Source organism: Methylobacter sp. sgz302048 (assembly GCF_052162025.1).
GTDB lineage: Bacteria > Pseudomonadota > Gammaproteobacteria > Methylococcales > Methylomonadaceae > Methylobacter.
Window position 1 is genome coordinate 3,759,688 of the sequence record NZ_CP197401.1, and the last position, 25,701, is coordinate 3,785,388.

Annotated in this window: 22 protein-coding genes; 12 read left to right on the top strand and 10 right to left on the bottom strand. The window is 50.2% G+C overall.

The genetic code is table 11. The features are described from left to right. Positions 1–224 precede the first annotated feature (224 nt). From ACTNE6_RS16800 to ACTNE6_RS16810, 3 genes are read left to right on the top strand one after another with little or no spacing between them, the layout of a single operon-like run. The gene (locus ACTNE6_RS16800) at positions 225–2,336 is read left to right on the top strand and encodes a TonB-dependent receptor plug domain-containing protein (RefSeq protein ID WP_442497552.1); all 2,112 of its coding nucleotides are present in this window, start codon (positions 225–227) and stop codon (positions 2,334–2,336) included. A 52-nt stretch (positions 2,337–2,388) separates the two neighbouring features. Next, complete coding sequence (locus ACTNE6_RS16805; RefSeq protein ID WP_194970065.1) at positions 2,389–2,922, top strand: YfiR family protein; 534 nt, start codon at positions 2,389–2,391, stop codon at positions 2,920–2,922. Further along, complete coding sequence (locus ACTNE6_RS16810) at positions 2,919–5,663, top strand: response regulator (RefSeq protein ID WP_442497553.1); 2,745 nt, start codon at positions 2,919–2,921, stop codon at positions 5,661–5,663. The genes ACTNE6_RS16805 and ACTNE6_RS16810 overlap by 4 nt, the downstream gene beginning before the upstream one ends. 321 nt (positions 5,664–5,984) lie before the next feature. Here ACTNE6_RS16810 and ACTNE6_RS16815 read toward each other — a convergent pair whose 3' ends face one another. The 7 genes from ACTNE6_RS16815 to metE form a co-directional block, all read right to left on the bottom strand. Beyond that, positions 5,985–6,218: an MbtH family protein gene (locus ACTNE6_RS16815; protein WP_442497554.1), complete on the bottom strand. Its 234-nt coding sequence runs from the start codon at positions 6,216–6,218 to the stop codon at positions 5,985–5,987. Between the two features lie 106 nt (positions 6,219–6,324). Further along, positions 6,325–6,600, bottom strand: a complete 276-nt coding sequence (locus tag ACTNE6_RS16820) for a hypothetical protein (RefSeq protein ID WP_442497555.1) — start codon at positions 6,598–6,600, stop codon at positions 6,325–6,327. 988 nt (positions 6,601–7,588) lie between these two features. Next, positions 7,589–8,707 (bottom strand): methyltransferase, encoded by a 1,119-nt coding sequence (locus ACTNE6_RS16825; RefSeq protein ID WP_442497556.1) that lies wholly within the window; start codon positions 8,705–8,707, stop codon positions 7,589–7,591. A gap of 10 nt (positions 8,708–8,717) precedes the next feature. Continuing rightward, positions 8,718–9,338, bottom strand: coding sequence for a TetR/AcrR family transcriptional regulator (locus tag ACTNE6_RS16830; RefSeq protein WP_442497557.1), 621 nt, complete (start codon positions 9,336–9,338; stop codon positions 8,718–8,720). Between the two features lie 234 nt (positions 9,339–9,572). Beyond that, positions 9,573–10,640, bottom strand: a complete 1,068-nt coding sequence (locus ACTNE6_RS16835; protein WP_194970901.1) for an AAA family ATPase — start codon at positions 10,638–10,640, stop codon at positions 9,573–9,575. 376 nt (positions 10,641–11,016) lie between these two features. Then, positions 11,017–11,919, bottom strand: a complete 903-nt coding sequence (locus tag ACTNE6_RS16840; RefSeq protein WP_442497558.1) for an OmpA family protein — start codon at positions 11,917–11,919, stop codon at positions 11,017–11,019. Positions 11,920–12,376: 457 nt separating this feature from the next. Then, a complete protein-coding gene (gene metE, locus ACTNE6_RS16845; protein ID WP_442497559.1) occupies positions 12,377–14,674 on the bottom strand; it encodes a 5-methyltetrahydropteroyltriglutamate--homocysteine S-methyltransferase in 2,298 nt (765 codons plus the stop codon). Positions 14,675–14,778: 104 nt separating this feature from the next. Between metE and ACTNE6_RS16850 the strand changes: the two genes are divergently transcribed. The 3 genes from ACTNE6_RS16850 (at position 14,779) to ACTNE6_RS16860 (ending at position 17,172) form a co-directional block, all read left to right on the top strand. Then, on the top strand, positions 14,779–15,687 hold the full coding sequence (locus ACTNE6_RS16850; protein ID WP_442497560.1) for a LysR family transcriptional regulator: 909 nt from the start codon (positions 14,779–14,781) through the stop codon (positions 15,685–15,687). Positions 15,688–15,922: 235 nt separating this feature from the next. After that, positions 15,923–16,312, top strand: coding sequence for a glycine zipper family protein (locus ACTNE6_RS16855; RefSeq protein ID WP_194970867.1), 390 nt, complete (start codon positions 15,923–15,925; stop codon positions 16,310–16,312). A gap of 326 nt (positions 16,313–16,638) precedes the next feature. Continuing rightward, the gene (locus ACTNE6_RS16860; RefSeq protein ID WP_442497561.1) at positions 16,639–17,172 is read left to right on the top strand and encodes a copper resistance protein NlpE; all 534 of its coding nucleotides are present in this window, start codon (positions 16,639–16,641) and stop codon (positions 17,170–17,172) included. 212 nt (positions 17,173–17,384) lie between these two features. Here ACTNE6_RS16860 and ACTNE6_RS16865 read toward each other — a convergent pair whose 3' ends face one another. Both ACTNE6_RS16865 and ACTNE6_RS16870 read right to left on the bottom strand, forming a co-directional pair. After that, complete coding sequence (locus ACTNE6_RS16865; RefSeq protein WP_442497562.1) at positions 17,385–18,101, bottom strand: YebC/PmpR family DNA-binding transcriptional regulator; 717 nt, start codon at positions 18,099–18,101, stop codon at positions 17,385–17,387. Positions 18,102–18,329: 228 nt separating this feature from the next. Beyond that, positions 18,330–18,773 (bottom strand): DUF6567 family protein, encoded by a 444-nt coding sequence (locus ACTNE6_RS16870; RefSeq protein ID WP_442497563.1) that lies wholly within the window; start codon positions 18,771–18,773, stop codon positions 18,330–18,332. A 790-nt stretch (positions 18,774–19,563) separates the two neighbouring features. Between ACTNE6_RS16870 and ACTNE6_RS16875 the strand changes: the two genes are divergently transcribed. The 4 genes from ACTNE6_RS16875 (at position 19,564) to ACTNE6_RS16890 (ending at position 22,893) form a co-directional block, all read left to right on the top strand. Then, positions 19,564–20,301 carry a TorF family putative porin gene (locus tag ACTNE6_RS16875; protein WP_442497564.1) on the top strand — a complete coding sequence of 246 codons (738 nt, stop codon included), beginning with the start codon at positions 19,564–19,566 and terminating at the stop codon, positions 20,299–20,301. Between the two features lie 85 nt (positions 20,302–20,386). Further along, entirely contained in the window at positions 20,387–20,977 is a 591-nt protein-coding gene (locus ACTNE6_RS16880) for an RNA polymerase sigma factor (RefSeq protein ID WP_442497565.1), read from the top strand. Between the two features lie 3 nt (positions 20,978–20,980). Beyond that, a complete protein-coding gene (locus tag ACTNE6_RS16885) occupies positions 20,981–21,649 on the top strand; it encodes a hypothetical protein (RefSeq protein WP_442497566.1) in 669 nt (222 codons plus the stop codon). After that, a complete protein-coding gene (locus ACTNE6_RS16890; protein ID WP_442497567.1) occupies positions 21,646–22,893 on the top strand; it encodes a S8 family peptidase in 1,248 nt (415 codons plus the stop codon). The genes ACTNE6_RS16885 and ACTNE6_RS16890 overlap by 4 nt, the downstream gene beginning before the upstream one ends. Positions 22,894–23,038: 145 nt before the next feature. Here ACTNE6_RS16890 and ACTNE6_RS16895 read toward each other — a convergent pair whose 3' ends face one another. Next, positions 23,039–23,392 carry a hypothetical protein gene (locus tag ACTNE6_RS16895; RefSeq protein ID WP_442497568.1) on the bottom strand — a complete coding sequence of 118 codons (354 nt, stop codon included), beginning with the start codon at positions 23,390–23,392 and terminating at the stop codon, positions 23,039–23,041. Positions 23,393–23,915: 523 nt separating this feature from the next. Between ACTNE6_RS16895 and ACTNE6_RS16900 the strand changes: the two genes are divergently transcribed. Together ACTNE6_RS16900 and ACTNE6_RS16905 are read left to right on the top strand one after the other, a co-directional pair. Next, positions 23,916–24,245 (top strand): c-type cytochrome, encoded by a 330-nt coding sequence (locus ACTNE6_RS16900; protein ID WP_442497569.1) that lies wholly within the window; start codon positions 23,916–23,918, stop codon positions 24,243–24,245. A gap of 15 nt (positions 24,246–24,260) precedes the next feature. Next, positions 24,261–25,598 carry an FAD-dependent oxidoreductase gene (locus ACTNE6_RS16905; RefSeq protein WP_442497570.1) on the top strand — a complete coding sequence of 446 codons (1,338 nt, stop codon included), beginning with the start codon at positions 24,261–24,263 and terminating at the stop codon, positions 25,596–25,598. The last annotated feature ends 103 nt before the right edge of the window (positions 25,599–25,701 follow it).

Below are 25,701 nucleotides of genomic sequence, written 5' to 3' on the forward strand. Positions count from 1 at the left end.
ATCCATCCAGTAAAAGCACGCCCCAGAACGTAACTGAATCGTGTATCGGCAGGAAATGCCTTTGTTTTCGCGGCAGCCGATCAAATCGTTCTAAATGACAATTTATGCAATGAAACACTGATCAGGCGGTCGGACACTCTTGCCAAGCGCTGCTTGGCTCATAACCCAGGCAGCGCTTGGCAATACTTCACAGCTGTTCCTCGTTTTGAGGCGTATATAAAGCGATGAAAGGTAAAACAATAAAAAACTTGGCAAGCTGTCTATTCGCGCTCTTTTCTTTGCACGAGAGCGCTTTAGCGTCGGAACAATTGTCCTGCGACACAATCGCCGAAACCGATATTGTCGACCTGGATCTGTCGGAACTGGGCAAAGTGCCGGTTTTTATGTCCGCCAATCAAAAAGCGACCTGCACCAGGCAGGCAGCCGGCATTGTAACCGTGATCTCCGGCCAGGAAATCCGCAATATGGGCGCCCGGGATCTGGTCGACGTACTGCAACTGGTGCCCGGTTTCAGTTTCGGCATCGACACGTCCAATGTCGTCGGCTTAGGCATTCGAGGCATCCAGGCTCATGAAGGCAAGGTCGCGGTTTTCATCGACGGCATCAATCTGAATGAGCACCGGTTTGGAACGACCCAGTTCGGCAGTCATTTTCCGGTCGAACAAATCGATCGCATTGAAATCATCCGCGGCCCCGGTTCCATCATCCACGGCAATTTCGCGGAAATGGGCGTGATCAACATCATCAGCAAAACCGCCACCCAGATAAACGGCGTCAAAGTGAGCGGAGCCTACGGCCGCTTTGAGCGCGGCGAAGCCCGGAAAAACATGGAACTTGTCGCCGGTAAAAAATGGGGCGACTGGGAAGTGACGCTGTCCGGCAAAAACGGCGAGGCCCATCGGAGCGACCGGATCTACCGGGATGCATTCGGAGATAGCTTTGACATGTCCGACAGCAACGAACTGGAGTCAAGGATGATCAACCTGGATATCAAATACAAGGATATTGACTTCCGCTTCCTTGTTGACGACTACAGCGTCGACAGCCGCGACGGTTTCGCCACCACAACGACCGGGCAGGAACGCTACCTGAACAACCGGTTCACCACATACGCGGGCAACTTAAACTATCAATACGACTTTACCGAGGCCATTCAATTGGATCTCAACGCCCAATTTTCCCGTCAGAATCCCTGGGAGCGAACCCGGAAGTATTTCGATGGGGAATCGCCACTGCTGCGCGAACGCGTCTTTGTCGATTTCTACAAGTTCGACGCCAAAACCACGTTCGCATCGGAAGAAGGCAATTATCTGGTGCTGGGCAACAGCTTCTCCTTCGATAAATTCGACATCCGCAAGAGCGAAGACGGAGGCCTGGATTCACCCTTGCCGACCTTCAGCGATTACACCGCTTACGCCGAAGCCAGCTACGCGTTCCCCTGGGTAAACGTGCTGGCCGGACTGCGCTTCGATGCCTACAACGAATACGGCACCAATCTGGCGCCGCGCGTTGCCCTGACCAAGGATTTCGGCCGGTTTCACTTCAAGGCCCTCTACAGCCAGGCATTCCGCATACCGACCGGCGGCAATTATCAAAAGAACGAGGAATACAATCTTGGTCTGCTAGAGGATATCGCTGAGGGCGCCCCTGGCCTGTCGGAGGCCGATCAGATCGGCCAGGTCAGGCCTGAGAAAACCCACACTGCCGAAATAGAGCTCGGCTATGAATTGCTCGACAACCTGGATTTGACCATCAATCTGTTCGATATCCGCAGCAACAACATCATCTTGTATCAGATAGACCACCGGTTAGATGAAAACGGAGAACCAAGGGAAGCGGATTATTACATCAATGCCCCCGGTCAAAACACCCAAGGCATCGAAACCGGATTGCGCTACAGCGACGAGGACTGGGGCTATCTGGAACTGGGCTATTCCTTTTATCGGGCGACCCGCAACACGGCGGACAAATACAAAATCCTGAATGCCCAGGAAGCCCAGCTCCACGATCAGCTCAATGTTGGCTTCCCCACTCACAAAGTGACGTTCAACGCCCATGCCAATGTCACGCCGTCGTTTTCCATTAATCCGACGCTGATGTTCATTAGCGACCGTTTCGGCTATACCGGCGACCTCCTTACGCATCACGAACCAGCTTGGATAGCCAACGTTTATTTCCGCTATCAGAACCTGCTGACCAAAGGACTGGAAGTCGGACTAGGCTTCTATGACATTTTTAACGAGCGATACGAATACGTCCAGCCTTACAATGGCGGCCACCCTGCTCTGCCCGGCCCCTCTCGGGAAATCATGCTGAAACTGTCCTATCAGTATTGATGATGCCCGCTCTCTTCCGTCAGCCTGATAAATTGAAAAGATAAAATCGATTATGCGCTTTTTGCAGTTGCTAACGAAGTCGGTTTTCATATCGGCGCTGCTGTTGAGCCAAGGCTGGGCCATGGATCATCGGGAGCTGACGATTAAGGCGGCTTATCTTTTCAGGTTATCGCTGTTCGTGGAATGGCCGCCGTCCAAGCTCAGTCCAACCGGCTCTGAGCCGATGCTTTTTTGCGTTGCCGGCAATCAAGGCATGAGCGAGGCCCTAAAAACAGCCTTGGCCGACAAATCGATCAATCAGCATAAAATAGAAGTGGCCGAGGTACAGTTGCGTGACGATTTGTCTGCCTGTCATCTGCTTTATTTGCCCAGGCACATCCAGACGCCGAAGCCCTTTTTACAAGCAGTGGTTTCCCATCCGGTCCTGACTGTCGGAGAAACCGAGGCATTTTACCGACAGGGCGGAATGATATATCTTTACAATAAGGAAAACAGAATCCGCTTCGCTATCAATGAACAGGCGGCCAAAAAGGCCGGTCTGGAATTAAGAGCGCAATTATTGCATTTAGCCGATCAGCCACCATGATTCAGAACAAACGCTCCATCAAAAACCGGCTCTTCTTCGTCATCATGTTGACCAGCACTATCGTGCTCCTGATAGCGGGCCTGCTGTTCATAACCTTCCGGATGGTGCAGTTGAAGCAGGACATGAACAACAGTCTGACCATCCAGGCCGGCGTCATAGCCGATAACGCCCAGGCCGTCATTGTGTTTGGCGATAAGGATGAGGCCAATAACTTGTTAGCCTCATTGAAATACGACCCTCAGGTCATCTATGCATTATTACTGAACGACGAAAAACAGATTCTTGCCCATTATCAGCGCCCCGGCAGCGATGTGCCGATTACGACAGAGGCTATAGGCGAATTCTTGACCGAAAGCCCGGCCTCTAGCGAAACCGAGCGCTATCTGGCCTATACTCGCCCCATTTATTCGCATGCCAATAAGATCGGCCATGTAATCCTGTTTGCCGATTTTTCCAGTTATTGGCAGTTGCTGACCCGCTCGGCGTTGGTAGTAGCCTTTGTAATCGTTCTCGCGCTGTTCGTAGCCTTATTTTTATCTTACATCCTGCAAAAGCTTATCTCGAAACCGATCGAGTCGCTGGCCAGCTTTGTCAGCACCGTTACCGAAGGGCAAAATTATGAATTGAGAACGGAGAATAAAAGCTATGCCGAAATCGAACAGCTGGCGGCCGCCTTCAACCAGCTGCTGGAGCAGATCCACCGTGCGATATCGGCGCGCGATCATGCTCAACACCAATTGAGGACATACAGTTTTCAATTGGAAGACCTGGTTTATCAGCGAACCCGTCAACTGGAAGAAGCCAAAGAGGCGGCTGAGGCATCATCCAGGGCCAAATCGGCGTTCCTGGCCAATATGAGCCATGAGATCCGAACCCCGATGAACGCCATTGTCGTGTTTACCAAATTGGCGCTCAAGGCATCGGAATCCCCCCATCAGCAGCAGCAACTGAAGCGGGCGCTTGAATCGGCCGATTTGCTGCTGGCCTTGATCGACGACCTGCTCGACATCTCCCGCATTGATGCCAACAAAATGGAACTGGACTATCAGAACTGCAATTTATTTGAAATCCTGACCAGCATCGTCCAAATGCTGACCGCCAAATTTGTAGAAAAAGGGCTTGAATTCATCATAGACATCTCTGAGACTGTGCCCCGATTCATCGAGACCGACTCACTGCGTTTAAAACAGGTGCTGATCAATTTATTGACCAATGCGATAAAGTTCACCGAAGCGGGGCAAATCCGCCTGTCCATTTCTGCCAGTGCAATGGGTTCAGCTGCGCAGGTGACTTTCGTCATCAGCGATACTGGCATCGGCATGGACCGCGAAACCATCACCAGGATATTCGAGGTCTTCAGCCAGGCTGATGTATCAATCACACGCAAATATGGGGGTACCGGGCTCGGGCTCAGCATTTCCAAAAAACTGGTCGCCTTGATGGGAGGAAATCTGAACGTTGACAGCCACCCAGGGCAAGGCAGCCGATTTTCCTTCTCGCTGCCGATCAAATCAGCACTACCCGACTATGATGATGCTATTATCAGCCGGTCTGCTGCGTCGATGCCGGCCGTCATAGTCGTCGAATCGGGCCAACAAAGCCGGGAACATCTGCTCAAGCTGCTGCAATCGTTGGGATGCAGCGTCGACGGCGCCGAAACAGGCAATGAAGCGCTGGCTTTGCTGGCGCAGCGCCACTACCGCCATTTGCTGATAAGCCGGAACCTGCCGGATATTGACGCCTTTGCCCTGGTGCGCCAAATCAGAACCGATCCTCAATTATCGGACATTTCGATTTCCCTGATGGACAGCCTGCTGGGCGAACAGGCCGTCAAACAGTTCTCCGAAACGGTTACACAGGTGGATTACCTGAAAACGCCCATTTTCGATCGGACACTGCTTTGTCGGCATCTGCTGCAGAACCAGCAAGAAACCGAACCGCAAATATTGCCTCATTTCTCCCGTCCAACCCAGACACCTAAGTTATTCAACGTGTTGATTGTCGATGACTACTATATTAACCGCCTGCTGATCATGGACATCCTTCAAGATCAGGTAGAGCATTTTCTGGAGGCCGGCAACGGCCGCGAAGCGCTGGAAATTCTGCAAAAAGAAAAAATCGATCTGGTGTTAATGGATATTCAAATGCCGGAAATGGACGGTTTCGAGGCGACGCGACAGATCAGACGCCAACTCCATCTCACAGCTTTGCCGATCATCGGCATGACGGCTTTTGCAGCCGAAAGCGACTGCCGGCAATGCTATCAGGCCGGCATGAACGACGTTTTGACTAAGCCGATCGACATCGACCAATTAAAGAAAATATTCGACCAGCTCGGCAAAGGACGAACAAAATTTGCAACCGAAGATCATGCGGCCGGCCTCACGCTCTCGAATTATCGATTACCCGGTATAGATGTCGAAAGCGGCCTGTCGCGGCTGCGCAACGATGAAGAAAAATACAAAAAGCTGCTCGTGCTGTTCTATAAAAGCTATCAGGGCAAGGAATCCTTGCTGGAAGACCATCTGGAACAAAAAAACTGGACCGCCGCTGAAGTCTGGGTGCATGCGCTGAAGGGTATTTGCGCCAATCTATCCATCTCCAGCGTCAATGACAGCTGTGTAGCGCTTTATGAACAATTGAAGAATCGATCCGTCAACCAGCAGGATTTGCGGCAATTCAAGCACCATCTCACCGAAGTCATCATGGGCCTGCAACAATTGGCTGAATCGGAGCAATGATACCAGCCAGAAGAAACTTGCCCACAATCACGGCTTTTATTGCTTAAAGCAGAATATTTTTACTTGGAAATTGCAAAAAACCCTTAGTGATTCAACTCAACAGAATCGCTTTGCTCAACACTGAATTTTTAGTAGAGGCAAAAATGAGGCGCTATCGCCGATCCAAGCTCGCGCACCTGGCGTCGCAGATAGATTACTCTTGAAGACGAGGGAACCCGCTACCCTGTTTGTGAAAAATAGACAGTACCTTTACTGCCGACTGACGGCTTGCAACCGGGAACCAGGCACATGCTCCCGCTCCTGGGTCAGCTGAACTGACTCTCAACCCGCTGCCGCTGACTGCCTGGCAGCATCCATCCTGCTGCGGAGACTAAAAGGCCGCATATCGCTCCATGCCTCTTTGATATATGTCAGACAGGTTTCTTTACTCCCGGCCTTGCCGACGGCCTGCCAACCGTCCGGGATAGCCTTAAAGTCTGGCCAGATTGAATATTGCTGTTCGTGGTTAACAACGACCTTATAGATCATCCAATCATCTTCCTTGCCCTGGCTCATGAATTGTTCCTTTCCGTCATTAAATTTTTGCAATGGCTTTTTGACATTTGTACTGGAGTACCCCAGGCATTGAAAGCCTGGGGTACTCCATGCGCAAGGGCTTGGCTTATAAAGATAATGCCAAACCAGCGCCTACAGTAACAGTCGCGCCGGCTTGCAAACTTACTTCAGGCAATACTGCGTCTACTGTAGTGACTACTGATCCCAGAAGACCGTTTACCAGAGTCAGAGTGCTGCTCAGCACAGAATCCAAACCCAAAAGCGCGCCAGCTGAAACATTGTCCATCTGAGCATCAGTCAAAGCTACAGGCTCAGCAGAAGCCAAACCCGTTGCAGTTAAAAGAACACCCGCTACCAATGTTTTCATCAGTTTATTTTTCATAATTAATTATCTCTATTTTTAGTATTATTAACATAACCCATCCTGAACCTATCAGAATGAGAGATTATTTACCGTAGCGTTTCCTCAAACTCCCTAAAGCACTCGGTAAATTCCTTCTGCGATCGTCGCCATCGAAGTATCCATTGGATGCCTAAGGCGCCGCCGACCGTTCAGGTGTCTCTTTTGGGAATCCGGCCATATTTTCCTGTCATGGCGCTTCCCTATATCCTTATATCCGGGCTAATCCTCGCCCTCTCGTACAAAAACTTAAGCTTTTCTTAAAACATTGACCATACTGTAACCTAACTATATGACGATCATATGACAAGCTTCCCTCAGTCGATAACGAAAAAAAATGGCTTGTTAAGTTGAGCCCATTTTCATCTCAACTGATAAAGGGCAGCGCTTCCCGTCTGGTCAATGCCCCAGCATGCATCTGATAGCCCGACCTTTAACTTAGCATATATCGTGCCCATGTTAATCAGTCGTGCCAATCTGGTGCTTTAGTCTAATAAAGCCATAAGGCCAAATAAGGGACGCACTGATCCAGTGCTTTTTGAAATAAAAAGCTCAGAAATAGGGCATGTAACTTCATTGTTCCGCGCCCAGCCCGCTGCTTAGGTTTTATCTTAGTGAGCTATCGTTATTGAATAAAACGATATATTTAGATAAACGTATCGCATATTCTCATAAGGCAGCTTGGCCTCATTTTGCTTGGCAATAGCTTCGGTCAGGTACGATGTCCTGGAATGTACTTGTTGGCGGGAGTTTGTGGCTGCTTCATCAGCTTCTTCTAGACTGTCTAGTGGTGCTCAAACAACTTTGCGCTATAAGCGCTATCGGGCTGCGCTTAGCTTCGTGCCTACTGTTATCCGGCTTAATTGAAGGCTGGATTATAAATTGCCAAGTCTGCCATTGTTCGGATTTTCCGGCAATCAACACGCAAAATCGACCCTGGCCGATGATATGGATTGCCTTTTCCTAATCGTTAAGTTCCAGTCCTCAGCACCAGTATCTTCCCGATTGATTGAAGGCCTATCACCTCCTCAAGCATCAGTCCGGCCTGATCGAAAAGGTTTTGCCATTCAGCAAGCGTTCTTTCCCTGCCTCGGGTATTCACGAACATCTGCATATCGAAAGCCGCACTGGAATAATCGGCCTTCAATTCCGAAACAATCAATTCCATGAGCGCAATCCGGGCGCCGGTGTTCCCAATTGCAATAACGAGATTGAGTAAAACCTTGACGCAGTCTTCATCATCCATGCCATGTAAAACAGCGCACGCCAAGTAGATGTCTTTGTCGCTTGTCGCCTCAGGAATCGATTCGAACAGATCGCCGGTCTGAAAGCTCAGCCTCGCCAGCAGAGCCGGAGCCTCGCGCCTTAGCCAATAGTGTTCCGCTTCACGGACAATTTGGGCACGATCCATCACCAGGGCTTTCAGGTGCGGATGCCGTTTCAGGATTGCCAGGGATTTACTGCCTTTTGACCCGCCAATGTCAATGACGCGCTCGAAGCGTCCCCAATCGAAGTCCAGCGCGAAGCTGTCGCCGGCCAGCGCTTCCACGCTGTCCATCGCCAGCGAGAACAGGCGATCGAATTCGGGATGGCTATCCATATAACCGTACAGTTCCTGCCCATGCGTGAGCTGGAACGAAACATGTCCGCTCTGCATGCCCTGTTCCAGTTGCTCGTACCACGGCCGGCTCATCTCTTCTGAGTTATGCATCAGAATCATTGCGCGTACGCTTTTCGGATTGTCCTCCTTCAGATAAGCAGAAAGGCTATTGTTGGTGAACACGCGAGGCGACACCTCCTCGAAAACGCCCAGTGCCGCCAACATCCGGAGCAATCGGTAGATGCCATCAGGTTCCGCGGAAACGCGAGCGGCAATCTCGTCTGCGGCGAGCTGCTCGCTGCCCAGCACGGTGGCTATATCGAGCCGTGCGGCGACGTAAAGTGCCCGCGACTGCCAGAACGCCGAGCCGATCTGCATGAGGCGGAACGGCGGCGGTGTAATCCTGTTCGGGATGTTTTGCAGCCAACCGGCGAATTTCATCAATTTGGAGAACCGCCGAACGGCTCCGGCATTTTTCTGCAACGGCATAGCCCCTCCGTTACCGGTGCGTTGCCGGCGCAAGGCCCGCCGTAAAGAGTTGGCCGTTGAAGCTGGCCAGATCTTCGATGAAAGCGTCATCCATCGCGTGGCCCATTTGTTCTTCGAAAATGTCTTTCAACAGCATCGGCGTCATGGCCAGGCTGACGAAAGCCATCCTGAGGATATCCGGATCTACCGATGGCGCGATCTGCCCTTGCGTTTTCAAGTCGGCCACTTTCCGCGCGCCCCGTGTGCGCCCGCGTTCCAGCAGCTGTTGAATAAAACGCCGCCCCGGGCCCTGGTTCAGTGCCAGCACTTTCAGGATCAGCTTGGGGAATTCCGGCCGTGTGGTCATCGTGTCGTAATAGAGACGAAAGAAGCTCGAAAGACCTTCTGCCGATGACAACATCGGACCGTCCAGCACATCCAGCAGCGGGCCCAGCGTATCCCGGATCATCTCCTCGTACAGCCCCTCTTTGCTGCCGAAGTAGTAGCGGATCATGGAAATGTTGGCGTCGGCCTTCTCGGCAATCAGGCGGGTAGTGACCTTGTGGTATTCGTCAGCTAAAAAGCATTCCAAAGCAGCCTTGAGCAGCCGCGTCCGTACGGGGTCGGAAGAGTGTTGGTGGGCAATATTCATCGCTTTCTCCTATAGCGTGCAATCGGGAGTAGATTAGCATCCGCACGCCGGCCTCAACAGCATTTTCGTCAATCAGTTCACGTTGTTTGATTGACTGGCAATATCACATCTTTCTGCAAATGCTGTAGTTTCTATCCTGACCATATGCTTTCCGTCATAATATCTTTTCTTCCATGACCCGCAACTATAGAAAAACGTTATCAGACTTCTGAAATTAAAATGTCGAGCTCCCGCTCACAGGTTTGCTCTATAAGACAAAAAAAACCAAAGACTCGCTGCAAACAATAAAATAGAGCCGCAAAGCAGCAATATCGGAAACGTCCAGGAAGAATTGCCCTGATGCGCACGTGCCGATTGGATTTTGTCGGCCGGTCTGGTTGGGCTTCTTCTTGGAGTGGGCGCAGCCTGGCTGAAATTGTTCTTTAAAGGCGAAGCTTGCGGTGCGGCATTTTGCGCCGGTTTCTCCCGTTGACGGCTCGGCAGCGATAAATAGACTTCACTCCCTAGCCCTATTTCATCGGCTGCCCGCCTGACGCTCTCCAGATCAACTAAAGTTTTGTTGGCTTCATAGCTGACACGAAGCGCCCTGTCGCAAAATGTATTAACCAGACGAGGCGTGCCCCGGGCGGCGCCTATAAGCGTTTCAATAGCCTCGTCGGTAAAAATTCTTGACTGGCAGCCCGCGATTTTCAATCGATGCATGATATATTCATGCGTTTGCAGAGGCGTCATTCTGCCAATGGCCTCTAGCCAAGCGATGCGCTGTTTGAACGACTCCAGGTTAGGCTGGGACAATTTATCAAGAAATTCCTCCTGTCCGATCAGGAGCATCTGTATTAGTTTGATATTGCCGTGTTCAAGATTATTCAAAAGCCGAACACACTCCAGCACATCGTCGGATATCTTGTGCGCTTCATCTATGATCAGCAGGCAACGATTGCCTTCGCTATGGAGCTTTATCAAATAGTCCTTGAGATCTCTTAAAACAAAAACTCTGCCGGACAGCTCAGTCCTGATCCGCAATTCTTGTGTGAGAAAAAGCAACAGTTCATCACTGGTATCCGGCGGCTCACCCAACCAGATTATTCTGGTTTTCTCGGGGATGGATACTATGAGCTTTTGGCTCAAGGTGGTTTTCCCTGTGCCGATGGGCCCTACCACTACCATCAAGCCTCTTCCCGCCCATAAACTATCAATTATGCGGCTGAGCACGCGACTGTAATCGCCTCGTTCGAAAAAACATGCCGGATCAGACACGTTTTCAAACGGCAGGCTTTGTAATGAAAAATGATTTGTATACATACCACCTCGTTCCAGATTGTTCAAAAGACGGATACGCTTCAGCACAGCGTCTGAAATATTATGTACTTCATCCATAATCACCCGGCAGAGATTGCCGTCCTTGTGAAGTTTTATTAAATACCTTTAACTTTTCAATTCAGGGTTGATATGCAATTCCTATGTGAGAAAAAGTAACAGTTCATCTTGTATTCGGCGGCACGCCCAACCGGATCATTCCGGTCTTTTCGGGTACAGGCATCAAGAGTTTTTTAACTCCAGTACTTCTTTCCGTACCAATCGCCCCTCTGCCATTAAGCCCTCTTTCTGCCCATGGCCTATCCATCCATACGACAAACTTTCTGAACAAATGCCTTCCAGGCAAAGCAAATTTAATTTACTACTGTCGTGCAGGCGCTAGTCTTATCTCTACGCGACGATTCTTCGACCGCCCCTCCCAAGTGAGGTTGGAAGCAAGCGGAACGGCATCGCCAAGACCTTTAACAAGGATTCTGTCGCTGGCGACTCCTTTCTGCTTCAGCAGCTGGGCAACTACCTTTGCACGCTGCATCGAGACGATTTTGTTCCATTTAAGGGCCTGAGCAGAACTAAAGCCGATCGGTGTCGATTTGTCGGCATGTCCTTCAACGATGACCTTATCCAAAGGCTGCGCGCTGATAAGCGGGACAATGGCATCAATCGCTCTCTGTGCTTTTGCATTGGGTCTTACCTCCCCCGGAGGAAACGAGCTTCCATCAAGCACAAGCAGGCGCGCCGGCTTGTGCTCAGCAGGGCGTTTTTCCTCTGCAGACATTGGATTTACCGGCTCTGGCAGTTTCGCATGAATTTGCGCAACAACGGGTTCAGGAGAAGCCTGTGGTGAAGGCATGGCGTTCTGAGCCTTAGAAAGAGTAACATTTGGATCCTTCGAAGGCGTAATGTTGGGATCCTTTGAAGGCATGACGTTGGGATCCTTCGAAGGCGCGATGTTGGGATCCTTCGAAGGCATGACGATCGGATCCTTTCGATTTCGATCATTTGCGTTATCGTTTGGCTCTACCTTGCTTTCCAACTGCGTTATGGGTAAGGCCGGTTTATTAAGAGCAACCGGTCCCTGCGTTTGTTCAGGCACCGATTTTTTGACAATCTTTTCAGGAGATCCAGACGGTTTATAGGCTTCTGTTTTACTGATTACCTTCTGCGAAGTCGATTCGCTCAGCACGGGAATTAATAGTGCCGAAATAAAAATCAAGATTGAAGCCCCAAACAACATAAATGAGATCGCGGTAATGGCTCTGTGCATTATGAAATACTCCAGTTGTTCCTTATTATCCACTTCGGCTTGAACAAACCCTCTTTTTCTTCGGCCCGGACCTATTCGCCCCCCATAGAGCCAGTCTCAGAGCCAGCTTTAATTTAGATGCTTTCCGAATCCAATCGTTTCATAAGTTTTCACGCTAATTTTATTAATTCTCCATACGATAGGGTTATTAAGTTCAGAGCGAGCGTTATCTGGCAATTACTCTGACCATCGGGTTTCTTTCATCCCCGTGGATTGAATCCCGCTATCGCCGCAGCGGACTGGCAGGCATCTCTAAAAAAGTGCCGGGCAACGTGAGGCGGACCCGCTTCCGCAATCAAGCGTTACTTCGTGCGTCTTGTCCGTGGAAATCGAAAGCAACCCGAACCGGGCTTTTCCTCCGAAAAGCCCGGCAAAATATTTAAGGTTCTGTACTACCCGTTCGCTATGCGCCGCTCATTCAGGGCAAAACCCCGCCTTCCATTTCAGCAGAACGCAATATTTTTGCAGCTTCAACCATATTAGCCAGCGCTTTCCGGACTTCATCCCATTGCCGCGTTTTCAGGCCGCAATCCGGATTGACCCATAACTGCTTGTGGCTGATTCTTTCGCCGGCCATTTTCAACAGCGAGACAATATCTTCCGTCGTCGGGACATTCGGGCTATGGATATCGTAGACGCCCGGCCCTATGTCGTTCGGATAACGGAAATCGATAAACGCATCCAGCAGTTCCATATCGGATCGCGAGGCCTCGATGGTGATCACATCGGCGTCCAGTCCGGCAATGGCCTCGATGATGTCATTGAATTCCGCATAACACATGTGCGTGTGAATTTGCGTAGTGTCCTGGACGCCGCTGGCGCTGATGCGGAAAGCGCGCCCCGCCCAATCCAGATACTCGGCCCATTGCGACTGGCGCAGCGGCAGCCCTTCCCGGAAAGCCGGTTCATCGATCTGAATGATAGGGATACCGGCCTTTTCGAGCTCCAGCACTTCATCGCGCAAGGCCAGCGCCAGCTGATAGGCAGTGACCGAACGAGGCTGATCGTCTCGGACGAAGGACCAATTCAATAGAGTGACCGGGCCGGTCAACATGCCTTTCATCGGTTTGCCGGTCTTGCTTTGCGCATAAGTGATCCAGCGCACCGTCATAGGCACAGGCCGGCTGATATCGCCGTAAATGATCGGCGGTTTGACGCAGCGCGTTCCATAGGATTGCACCCAGCCGTGGGCAGTGGTCAGGACGCCGTCCAGCTGTTCCCCGAAGTATTCCACCATGTCGTTGCGTTCCGATTCGCCATGCACCAGCACATCAAGGCCCAGTTCCTCCTGCTCGCGGATGCAGTGCTCGATCTGCTGTTCCATCAGCTGGTTATAATCCTGCTCGCTGAGCAGGCCCTGCCTGAATTCGTGGCGAACCCTGCGGACCTCCGGCGTTTGCGGAAATGAGCCGATTGTCGTAGTCGGATAGCTGGGGAGCCTGAGCCTGATTTGCTGTTGTTCACGCCGTACCGTAAAACTGCTCCGCCTCCGGCCCATGGCTTCATCGATGGCCGCAATCCGGGCCTGAACGGCCTGATTATGCCCCAAACCGCTTTTCCGGCGAGAACGGATAGCAGCGCTTGATGCCGACAGCTCCGGCTCGGCCGCCGCCGTTCCTTCTTCGACAGCCCGGCGCAAAACCGCCAGTTCCGAGAGTTTTTGCCGGGCAAACGCCAGCCAGGATTTAACCGTTTCATCCAATGCAGTCTCGAGCTCCAGGTCAATCGGCACATGCAGCAATGAACAGGAAGGCGCCAGCCAGAGCTCGCCCTTGAAACGTTCGCGTACGCCGGCGACAGTCGCCAGCGCCGAATCCAGGTCGGTACGCCAGACGTTGCGCCCGTCAACCAGCCCCAGCGACAGCACTTTGTGATCGGCGAAATTATCGAGGACGTGCGTCAATTGCTCGATTCCCTTGACCAGATCGATATGAAGTCCAGCCACCGGCAATTTACAGGTCAATGAGGCATGTGCGTTCAGCTCGCCAAAATACGTGGCCAACAGGATTTTGACCGCATTGTTCTGCAGGCGGTGATAAACGGTTTCAAAGGCGCTGCTCCAGGCAACGGGCAGGTCCAGCACCAGGATGGGCTCATCAATTTGAATCCATTCCACGCCCTGTCCGGCCAGGCGCTGAATGATTTCCCCATAAACCGGCAACAGGCGATCCAGCAGGTCCAGCTTGTTAAAATCGGTTCTCGATTTTGCCAGCCATAGCCAGGTCAACGGCCCCAGCAGAACCGGTTTCGGATTGAAGCCCAACGCCTGCAGTTCGCCCGTTTCATCGAATAATCGGGTGCTGGACAAGGCAAACTGTTGGTCCGGCTCCAGTTCCGGGACCAGGTAATGGTAGTTGGTATCAAACCATTTGGTCATTTCGCAGGCTCGATACGCCTGTCCATCGGTAGCCCGGCCTCGCGCCATTCTGAAATAAGTATCCAGGCCCAGCGGTTGTGTCAAAGGCCCGAAGCGCTCAGGCACAACACCGAGCATGGCGTTGGTATCCAGCACATGATCATAGTAGGAAAAATCACCAGCAGGGATAAGATCCAGCCCGCAGCCGGCTTGCAGTCGCCAATGACGCTGGCGGATTTCGGCGGCAGCCTCGTCCAGGGCCGGCTGATCAATCTCGCCCCGCCAGTAGCGCTCCAAGGCAAATTTCAGTTCACGGTTTTCGCCCAAACGGGGAAAGCCCAGATTGTGAATTTTTATCATTGTTATTGCTCTCGTCGTGTATTTAAGGGACAAGCGCATTGTAGGGCTTGCGTAACATGATAAATATTGATAGTTTCTCACCATTTGATGAGAAAAATTCATAAATGGAACTGATCCATCTGCGCATCCTGCTGGCGCTCAAGCGGAGCGGGACATTAAGCTCCGCCGCCGAACAGCTGCACTTGACCCAGTCAGCCCTATCCCATCAAATGAAAAATCTGGAACAGCGCCTGGGAGTCATCCTGTGGCGGAAGCAGGGACGCATGCTGATGCTGACCCAGGCGGGAAAATACCTCTCCGATGTCGCCGAATCAGTCATTGCCACCGTTGATTCCGCCGAACAGCACTTGGCCCTGCTGGGTGCCGGAAAAACCGGCAAACTGACCGTCGGCATCGACTGCCATGCCTGCTATGAATGGTTCCGCACCATCCTCCAGCCTTATCTGCTGGCTTGGCCGGATCTGGCTGTCGAAGTCACGTCCCGTTACCGGTTCAACTCCTTTGAAGCTATCGGGCAATATAAGCTGGACGCGGTCCTGACGTCCGATCCCGCCTTTAACGGCGTGCTGCATTATCAGCCCTTGTTCGATTTTGAACTGGTACTCATCGTCGCAAGCCGGCACCGCCTGGCCGGGCGCGGCTTTATCGAGCCCTCGGACCTGCAACAGGAGGTCGTTCTGACCTATCCAGTTGACCGGGAACGCCTGGACATGTTCCGGAAAATCCTGCAACCCGCCGGCATTGAGCCGTTGAACCACATCACTGTCGAGGAAACCGACATCATGCTGCAGCTGGTAGCCAGCCGGCGCGGCGTCTGTCTGCTGCCGGAATGGCTGCTGGCAGAAAAGGCCGGCAAACTGTCGCTGGACAGCCTGCGCTTTAAAAATTTGCCGTTAACAAAAACCATGTATCTGGCGACCCGTCATGAAGACGTGGCATTGGAATATATTCAGGGATTGATTGAGTTGGCGTCGAACAAGCCGAATGAAACCGCTATGCTCAGACATCTTTAGGCCTTTGGCCCACGCGGGTGACAGACCAACTTCCTTCGGCCTGTTTAAATCGCACAATCACAAAGTCGACAGCAGTCATAGAGTCAGGCTTTACCGCCGCCATAAGCGGTCGATCAGCAAGATCGCTTCACTATCCGCCAAGTACTTAAAAGCAATTATTTAACTCTGCGCTAATTTTAAAATTATAAAATTTCCTTTAACGATTAAAATATGCCCTTTTTTATTAGAGAAAAACATGAAAAGAAGTAATTTATCAACAATACTGGTTCTTTCTGCATTAGCCACCGGCTGCGCATCCGTGAGCGGCTGGCGTCCGATTGTCGATCCTCGCATGGACCAGCATCCTGAAACCGTTCAGCGCGACATGCTGGAGTGCAAGACACTGGCGGATCAAGCATCGGATGTTACGAAAGAAATCGGGATGGGCGCTGGTGTTGGCGCTGTTACGGGTGCAGCAGGCGGCGCTGCGGTTGGCGCTATAGCGGGCAGTGCTGCGACAGGCGCCGCGGGCGGTGCTATTTTGGCTATCCCTGCCGGATTGTGGAAAGGTTATGAAGCCAACGAGGACTTTAAACGATCATTCAAAAAATGTATGCGTCAGCGCGGCCATACACTGGTCAACTAAAGGCAACCCTGACAAAACCGCCATTTTGGGCGAAGTAGCCGTTTCTGAAAAAACCGAAATTTCTGCTGCGGGCGTACAATCAGGCAGCACATAAAAAGTGTGAACCTGATGTACCCGCCCAATACCGGCACAGCTCGAGCAGCAAGCACTCTATCTTCCCGTAAAGTGTGTCCACAGTTCCTGCTTATCTTAACGGCAGTCAGTATTGAGCCACTAACCAGCCGATTGAAAATTTGGATTGATTAGAAGCTCTTTTTGGTAAATCTTTGGTAAATCTGGTAAATTTTCCACCAGCACAACCATCGTTAATTTTCTGGGAGGTCATCATGCGAACATTGAAAAAACAATTAAAACACAATCTGGCTTTTTTACTTTTTAGCAGTCTGATTACTGCGGTTCCTGCAATGGCGGCAACAGACCTTGAAGCTCAGGAAGAGTTCGCCAAAGCGCGTGCAAAGATCCACCAGGATGAAGTAGATCACACGGCGCACCAAAACCACGTCGATGAAAGCAAAGTATTTCGCGGCGTGTTTTACGGCTATCTCCCTTGCGACGATTGCGCTGGAGTTAAAACGACGCTGTCTTTAAAACAGAATAACAATTATCTGTTGGTGACTCAGTATGCCAGAGAGTCCTCAAGGGAGTATTATGAAAAAGGCAAATACAGCTGGAATGATGAAATTCAGACCGTTGTTTTAACGCCCAAAAAAGGAGGAACGAAAACACGGCGCTATCATATTGAAGATGAAGGGACGCTCATTGAGTTCAATGAGGATGGAACCAAGAGAACCCAAGATGGGGACGACTATGCCTTACGAAGAAGCGATACCGTGAAATCCCGTGAAGTACATATTCACTAACGTATAGCAAGTTTTAAAATAATAGGTAGCGCATCCGACTGACCTGCTTCAAAAACCGCCTCTTGGCAAAAGCAAAGGCGGTTTTTTAGTATCGAAACAGAGGTTGATACTTTAAAGGCTTGTCGCAAAGTTAGCCAAGTCGTCTTTGGCGGCAATGCCGTTATATAGCCCAAACGCATCGTAGTGTGCCATCGCTTTAAGCGATAAGGCCGTCAAAGCTCGACATCATGATAAACATTCTGCACGTCATCCAGATCGTTCAACATATCCAGGAACTTTTCAAACAGTACCAGATCATCGCCGCTGATCGTCGTGGCCGTTCTGGGCAGAAATTGAATCTCGTCCACCTCAAAATCAATCTCGCCGAAAGCATCCATTAACGCTTGCTTGGCTTTGAAATAGTCGGCCTGGGGCGTGAAGACGGTGATTTTCCCCTCATCGTTTTCAATATCGGTCACATCGACATCGGCTGAAAGCAACGCCTCAAGAACAGCGTCTTCGTCAGCATTGTGAAACGCCAGAATGGCGGCATGGTCAAACATGTGGCTGACTGTGCCGGGAGTGCCGATTTTACATTTTGTTTTGGTAAAGCACTGGCGCACGTCGCCAAAAGTACGGTTAGGGTTATCGGTCAGGCAGTCGACGATCACCATGCAGCCGCCAGGACCAAAGCCTTCGTAACGCGCCGGCTCAAAATTTTCGCCGCCGCTGCCTTTAGCCTTGTCGATGGCCTTCTCGATAACATGGGCAGGAACCTGGTCTTTCTTGGCACGCTCAATCAATCCCCGCAATGCCAAATTTCCAGCCGGGTCAATACCTCCCGATTTAGCGCTTACATATATCTCACGGCCATATTTGCTGTAGACCTTTGTCTTGGCATCAGCCGTTTTGGCCATAGATACTTTACGATTTTGGTAGGCTCTACCCATTTTGCTGTTGCTCCAATGGCAATAATTAAAAAATAACGGATTTTACAGATAAGTATTGGCCTAGGGAACATAAGAATTGCTTAACAATGCCGCGGGAATTCACGCCATAAAGCTATCTGGAGTTTTGGCTGGAGCGCCGGAATTAATTTTAGGTGATCGATGGCATGATTGATTTGGATTGGCTATATAGTTACTACATCAAGCACATGCCATTATCTGCGTCATCGATTATTTTAGATAAGTGTCTTCCTGGTGCGAGTCCCGGATGTCCTGGAGGCTTATAGGCGCTGCATCATCGATAAATTCGACAACATCCGCACGAACTGAGATCTTGGGCAAAGCGAATAATATGAAATAAGTCGATGTTTGTTCATGCATTACGTTGACAAGCGCCTGCGGCTTTCCCTCGGTAATTCCAGCGGACTTATAAAGTTGGGTTATTGCTTTATCATAGCTCGGAGACTTCAGATTAATAAGCCCGAGAAGGCTAAAACCGACACTGTGGCCAGACGCATTCGCTCTTATAATTTTGAAATTCTTTCTCGATAAATCGACCGAAGTGGTCGTTAATACCTGCGTTCCGGCAGGCGCTGGAATCAGCCCGGATAGCGCGGGCATCGACGAGAGCGCGGCACAGCCGGTAAGCAACCACAGAATTGGCAGTATTTTCATTGATTTCATCATGAAACAGCACCTCCCATTGCTTGTTTGGACATTATTTTCCGTTTTGGACAGTGTAATGACGTTCACAGTTGCCTTAATTCGCGCATTTAATTGGTGCATTTAGTGCCATCAACGCACTATCATTGTGCACTCTGCCTCAACTACGGGTTAAAAATAGCCAAATTTATTGGTTTGAATAATGGCATCGATTGTGCTTGAATTGAGCTAATTTTTTACTCAATCATTTAGACTACTCACGAAATGATAAGGCTAACTCTGGATCAGTTTAATCAACTTTACTTAGGATGCTTGGAGGAATCGGAACGTATAGAGCATACAGAAATAATCATCGCCCGATGTCATCACTCCGATTTAGGGCAAATCATATTGATTATCGACAGCAAAGAAGGCGTGGCGATTATTCACCAGGATTATGACTCTTTCGACTTACGAAGGAGCCCCGTATTGAGTGCAACAATTTAAATCCATTTGCCGGAAGCTCAGGCTTTTGTTTTTAGTCTGAGCGGCTTTATGATCGAAAATGATCGGTTTTTACTGTTGTATGATTAACGAAATCCGGCCATTTTGCGATGCATATTTAATCAAAAATTTAATACATAGATTGATAATAAAAAAGTAATGTAACCAGTCGGCCGGGATTGCATTCTCCTGCGGATTCGCGAGGGATATGCGGATTTTTGTGGACTTCGTTTCAATCTAGTGGTTTTATTTCAGCATTGATGAGCTAAAGAAGCCGCCCTGATTCAACGCCACAAACAATCCATGTATTACATTACGCATGCCTTTTCGTGACCTTTTTCGGTTAATTTTTTCAGGATTAGTCCGCTTATCCTTCATTCTTTGGCTCCCGGCTTCACAAGCGGACTGGCATGGGGATATAAAATTCCTGTCCGACTACGTCTATCGAGGCTATTCTAAAAGTCGAGGCAAGCCTGTCGTTCAAGGAAATATTGACTATCAGGACAACAGCGGATGGTTTGCCGGATTAGGCGTATCCCAGGTTCGCTTTGACGATCAACAATTCTCTGACCGTGCCGAGATTGAAATAAAACCCTACTTAGGCTGGAGCCTGCCCCTCTCCGCGGATTGGAGGGCGGAGTTATCGGTCAGTGGTTATATTTATGACAATAAAATCTTCAATCATGCCGCCGATTACGCAGAGTTTTACGCATCCTTGCATTATCAGGACTGGTTAAGCGCCACAGCATCCATTGCGCCGGATGCCTATCAACGCCGCGCCGATGCCGCAAATTATGAAATCACCTATCGCCGTGATATTCTGGATACCGTACAATTTTCCGCCGGCTTAGGCTACAACCAGGCCGGCGCATTGCTTGGGCATGATTACTTCTACTGGAATGCCGGCGTGTCGTGGTTCGCGACATCCTATTTATCCGTAGACTTTCGTTATATAGATGTTGATCTTCCCCATCAGCACCTCGAAGACCATTATGATGATTTTTATCCTCGGCAGCAGGAAAACAAATACCTGTTCTCCGTTACGCTGGGATTTTAAAAATATTTCAAAACAATTGAACCTTTTGCTTTGCTTAAGGAATACAGTTGCAAGACACCGGTTATCAAAGGAAAAAGGTTAAACCATGCTGCGTTTAGTGCCTAACCCAAAGCCTCCCGCACCCGACAAGGCTGCAGGCGATGACAATGAATATGCGTTGCTCCAGCGTATAGTCGAAGGCGATACGCTGGCATTTGAAAAGTTTTACAAGCTTTACTACCCCAGATTGTTTCGGTTCATTTTGCGCATCACCCGGCAGCCTGACCACATCGAAGAACTGATACAGGAAACCCTGCTGCTGGTTTGGGAGAAGCCGGAGCGCTTCAATCACAGTTGTAAAATTTCGACCTGGGTATTTGGCATTGCCTATCACAAGGCGCTTAAATCGATAGCCAGAGCAGCCAGAAACAACAATCTGGATGTCAATGAATTCTGCGAAATCATAGCCGATCCTTTGGCCAACCTGGCCGAAAATGCCGAAACTCAAGATTGGCTGAATTGCGCGCTCGACATTCTGCCTGCCGATCAGCGCGCCGTGATCGAATTAACCTTTTACCACGGCCTGCCTTATCAAGAGATTGCCAAAATCCTCGATTGTCCGGAAAACACTGTCAAAACCCGTATGTTCCATGCCCGTAAAAAACTTCAGGCATTTGCGCAAGCAAAGGAGAATTAAGCCATGAATCAATCGACAACAGCCAGCCAACATCAACATCAGCATCAACAGGTCCAGCTCTTGTTGCCTTGGTACGTAAATCAAAGCCTGCTGAAGCATGAACATCGTCTGGTAGAGCACCACATCCGTTATTGCCTGCCGTGCCGCAAGGAATTGGACAGCCTGCGCAAATTGGCCGAAGCTGCAGCGCAAGTTTCCGATCAGGATCTGGCTGCAGAAACGTCTTTCGCAAGCCTGCGGGCAAAGCTGCCGGCAAGGGCACAATCAACCGCATCGGTAAAGACCACGCTACCCGGCAGAATCAGCAAGTTTGCAAATAAAACCAGCGTGGGTTTTGCAATAGCGGCTTCCTTATTATTGATGGTTATTCCGTTAACGCTGCATACAGTGCAAACAAACCTGACAGGTGATTACTACACGCTGTCGGCAGCAAAACCCGAATCGGCCCGCGGCGAAGAATTGCGGGTAGTTTTTACCAAATCGTTATCCGATGCAGAAATCGCTGCGGTTCTGGCAGAAATACATGGCCAGCTTGTCGGTGGACCCAACAGCGTCGGCGCCTTAACTGTACGGTTAGAAGCCGCCGGCAGCAGTCCTCGCTTGCAGGAAGCCGTCGCCTTGCTACGCGGCCGTCAGGATGTGCTGCTGGCTGAACCTGTTACGCAGCCATGAAACTCATTCGATTCACGCTATTGGTTGTACTGGCCGCGCTATTGATAACCGGTTGCGTCAACAATACCGATTACTCGCGCTTGGGCGACAGCCCGAACGGTGACGAGAGGCGCCTGCTGGTGACTTTTGTCGACCGGACCATCAATCGTAAGTTGCCCGGCAATGCCCAGGATCATTATCGGTCGCGCGGCCAATACGGGAACTCCAACTGGAGTGAACGCATTGCCCGCCAGCTTGCCGAGCGTTATCAAATACAATTTGTCGCCCAATGGCCGGTTACAGAGTTAGGCGTCAGTTGCGTTGTTTACGAAGTGCCCGAAACATTGCCTTTGCCACAGGTAATGGCGGCTTTGCAAAAAGATCAGGATGTCGCTTCAGTGCAAAAAATGCAGACCTTCAATGTACTGAACGATAAGCATCCGGCAGACAAATCCTACAGTGATCCGTATCTGCATTTGCAAACGGGCTTTCAATCATTAGGCATAGCGGAATTGCACAAATACAGCACCGGTCAAGGGGTCCGCATCGCATTGATCGATACCGGCGTCGATGTCGATCACCCTGATTTGAAAGGCCAGATCAGCTATTCCGAAAATGTGGCGCCGGAACCCAGTGATCATAGCCTGGCAGAGATTCACGGAACGGCGGTGGCCGGCGTATTGTCGGCGCGCGCGAATAACGGGATTGGCATTGCCGGCATCGCGCCGGCAGCCGAAATTCTGGCTTTTCGCGCCTGCTGGCCGGATAAGCCCGGCTCCCTGGCTGCGCGTTGCAACAGCTTCACTCTGGCTCTGGCGCTCAATCAGGCCATTCGCTTGAAAAGCCGTATTATCAATCTCAGCCTGAGCGGCCCTAAGGATCCCTTGCTGAAAATGCTGATTGATAAAGCGTTAAGCGAAGGCATCATCGTCATCGCCGCTGTGCCAGGCAAAGAGCAAATCGGAAACTTTCCTGCCGATATTCCTGGCGTGCTGGCCGTAGGGCGAGGCGGGGAGTCGAAAAAGCCGAGCTTTGTCGCTCCCGGCCAGGACATTCTCACGACTGTTCCTCATGAATCTTATGATTTTATGACCGGCAGTTCCTTTGCCACGCCTCATGTTGCCGGCGTCATAGCGCTGCTGCTCCAGCTTCATCCTGATTGGCAGGCCAGCGACCTCAAACAGTACCTCAACAGCGAATCAGGTTTATTGACAGCGCATGCGCTGAATGCGGCCTCAGGAGATAAGCACACCAGCCCTAACTAGGGCCGAAAGGTTTCCCGCCATCAGGTAGAGCCATTTGCAGTATCTGTGAGATCGGTTATTTGAAAATCTTAAAATGGTATCAATAACTCATTTTGCAGATACTTTATAGTTCCGAAATCTCTACATATAGCGGCATCGTGTCATCTCAATGCCAGCCCGCCTTGGATTCTTTGATTAATGCCTTGATTAGCGCCCTTTGAATATCAGGATCGTTTTTATTCTGTACAAGCCATTTAGAAAGTGTCTGGCAACTGCAGCCGATAAATACTGCCACTTCCATAATATTAAATCCCTTCTCAATGTATTCGATAATGTCGGCTTTTTGATCATCTATGCAACACACGCCGATCGGCCTGCCTAATATGCCACCAAGGGCTTTCTTAGCCTGTAATGCTCTTTTTATACGTTCTGCATTCATTTGTCGTTCCATTTGGGCAGATAATGATAGAGTAAAAAAGTTCAGCCATGCTTCTGAAGCGGCTAATTCAAAAACAGTCAAGATTTCACCTTGTAAATACCGTTAACAACGGATAGGTTCAAAGATATATAAATATTATTTCTAGCGCTATCGAATGGCAATTCCCTTTCCTGCATCAGCCAGCCACACCTGATTGCTACTTAAAGCCCAGGCAATCAGAGCAACAAAAAAATGTGATAACACTCACAAAATTCCTTTATTTCTTTAATAAATTCGACCACCCCCCTCCAGTTAATTGAGGCTTAATCTTGAACTTCTATTATTTTTAAATATTATTACTTAGTAATATGACAAAGTAACGATATAGGAAAATAAAAATATGGCGAATATCTAATATTTAGAACAATTAGAAAAATAACCGAGAAAAGCCGACTGATACCCTTTCCATTAGTTCGCCTGGCAACGCAAGTCTGCTGCGACAACTGCCTGTACTGTAACTGATCCCTATGGCATCAAAAAATGATGAGCCCGAATGATGAGCTTTTGGCAGCGCGTGAAAGGTTTTAGTCTGCACTCGGCACGACAGCGTCTCAGGAGAATGTTTATGACTATAAAAGAAATCTTAAAAGGGTTAGCAGCCGTGTCATTGATGCTTATGACAACGATTGCCGACGCGGCACCACCTACTAAAGGGGCTGCTACAGCACCGACCGTAACAGGCAATACCCAAGGCCGGCTTTTGGCGAGCAACTGTTTCCAATGCCATGGCACTTACGGCAGCGGCGGCTTTTATCCGCTGCTCGGCAAGGGCAATGTCTCCAGCACATTGACCAAGTACCTTAGCGGAAATTCTGACAGCATCATGGCCGCGCATTTAAAGGGCTACACGCCAGAACAATTGCAAGCCATAACTGACTACTTTGCTAATCCTTAAGAAGGGGACATTATAATGAATCGTAGAAAATTTTTAGGCGTGACTGCCAGCGGATTGGGACTTTTAACGCTCTCTTCATTTTCCGCCTTTGCTGCACGCGACTCAAATACAGCCCCTGTTCAGTTCGCGATCCCTACCAGTACCGGGATCAACGGCCATATCGTTGTGCTAGGCGGCGGCATGGCGGGCGCCACCGTTGCCAAATATCTGCGGCTATGGGGCGGCACAGGCGTGCAAGTGACGCTCGTGGAAAAAAGCGCAGCCTATACATCCAACATCTTAAGCAATACAGTGCTGACGGGTCAGCGTACCTTGGCCAATCTCGCCTATAATTACGATACGCTGCAGAACCATTACGGTGTTAAGTTAATCAATAAAGAGGTAGCGGCAATTGATGCTGCTTCCATCCAGTTCGCTGACGGTACGACACTTGGCGGCTACGATAGACTGGTCATTGCGCCTGGGGTTGAATTCGATTTAATGCCCGGCATGACCAACCTGGATGAATATGACACCCTCATTCCGCACGCTTGGAAAGCGGGGCCACAGACTACTTTACTGCGCGATCAACTCATCAACATGACCGATGGCACTGACGTGGTCATCACGATTCCTAAAGCGCCTTACCGTTGCCCTCCCGGACCTTACGAGAGGGCCTGCGTTATCGCTGACTGGTTAAAAGCGAACAAACCGAATAGTCGAGTCATTGTGCTGGATGCCAATGCGGATATCCTGGTTGAAAAAGACAATTTCAGCTATGCCTTTACCGTGACACATGCCGGCGTGATCGATTACCGCCCTGGCTGTACGATAACCGATGTAGACAGTGCCACTCGGGTTGTCACTTATAATCAAGGCTTATCTCTTGATAACGTGGTCGAAGCCGGCGTCCTTAATCCGATTCCACCACAGCGAGCGCCAAAACTATTGGCAGACGCCGGCCTGCTTAACAGCCCGGATGGCCGCTTTGCAGCGGTGGATGTCTTGAGCTATGAATCGACGGCCATCCCAGGCATTCACATCCTCGGCGATGCGAGCAGTACGACAATGCCTAAGGCCGGCCATATAGGCAACCAGCAGGCCAAGACCTGCGTGGATGCTATCTTGCGCATGCTTCAGGGCCAGTTGCCGGACCCATCGCCGGTTACCAATTCAGCTTGTTTCACTCCGATCACCGCGAGCACAGCCACTTGGCTTGCTGCAGTGTATCAATATGATCCAGGCACTAAGAAAATGGTAATCCCCACGCAGCATAATAATGGCACGGCTATTTCCGCCCCCACAGCCAGCACGAGAAACTACCAGGATATGTTGACCTGGTTCAACACGCTGATGGGAGATACGTTCGCCTAACGTATTTGTATGAGCAAGGGCAGAGCCTCGCAGCAACGACGCCTGGCTGAATGAGGGGCTCTGCTTTTTGCTTTTAACATTGATGCTATCTACAATTAACTGA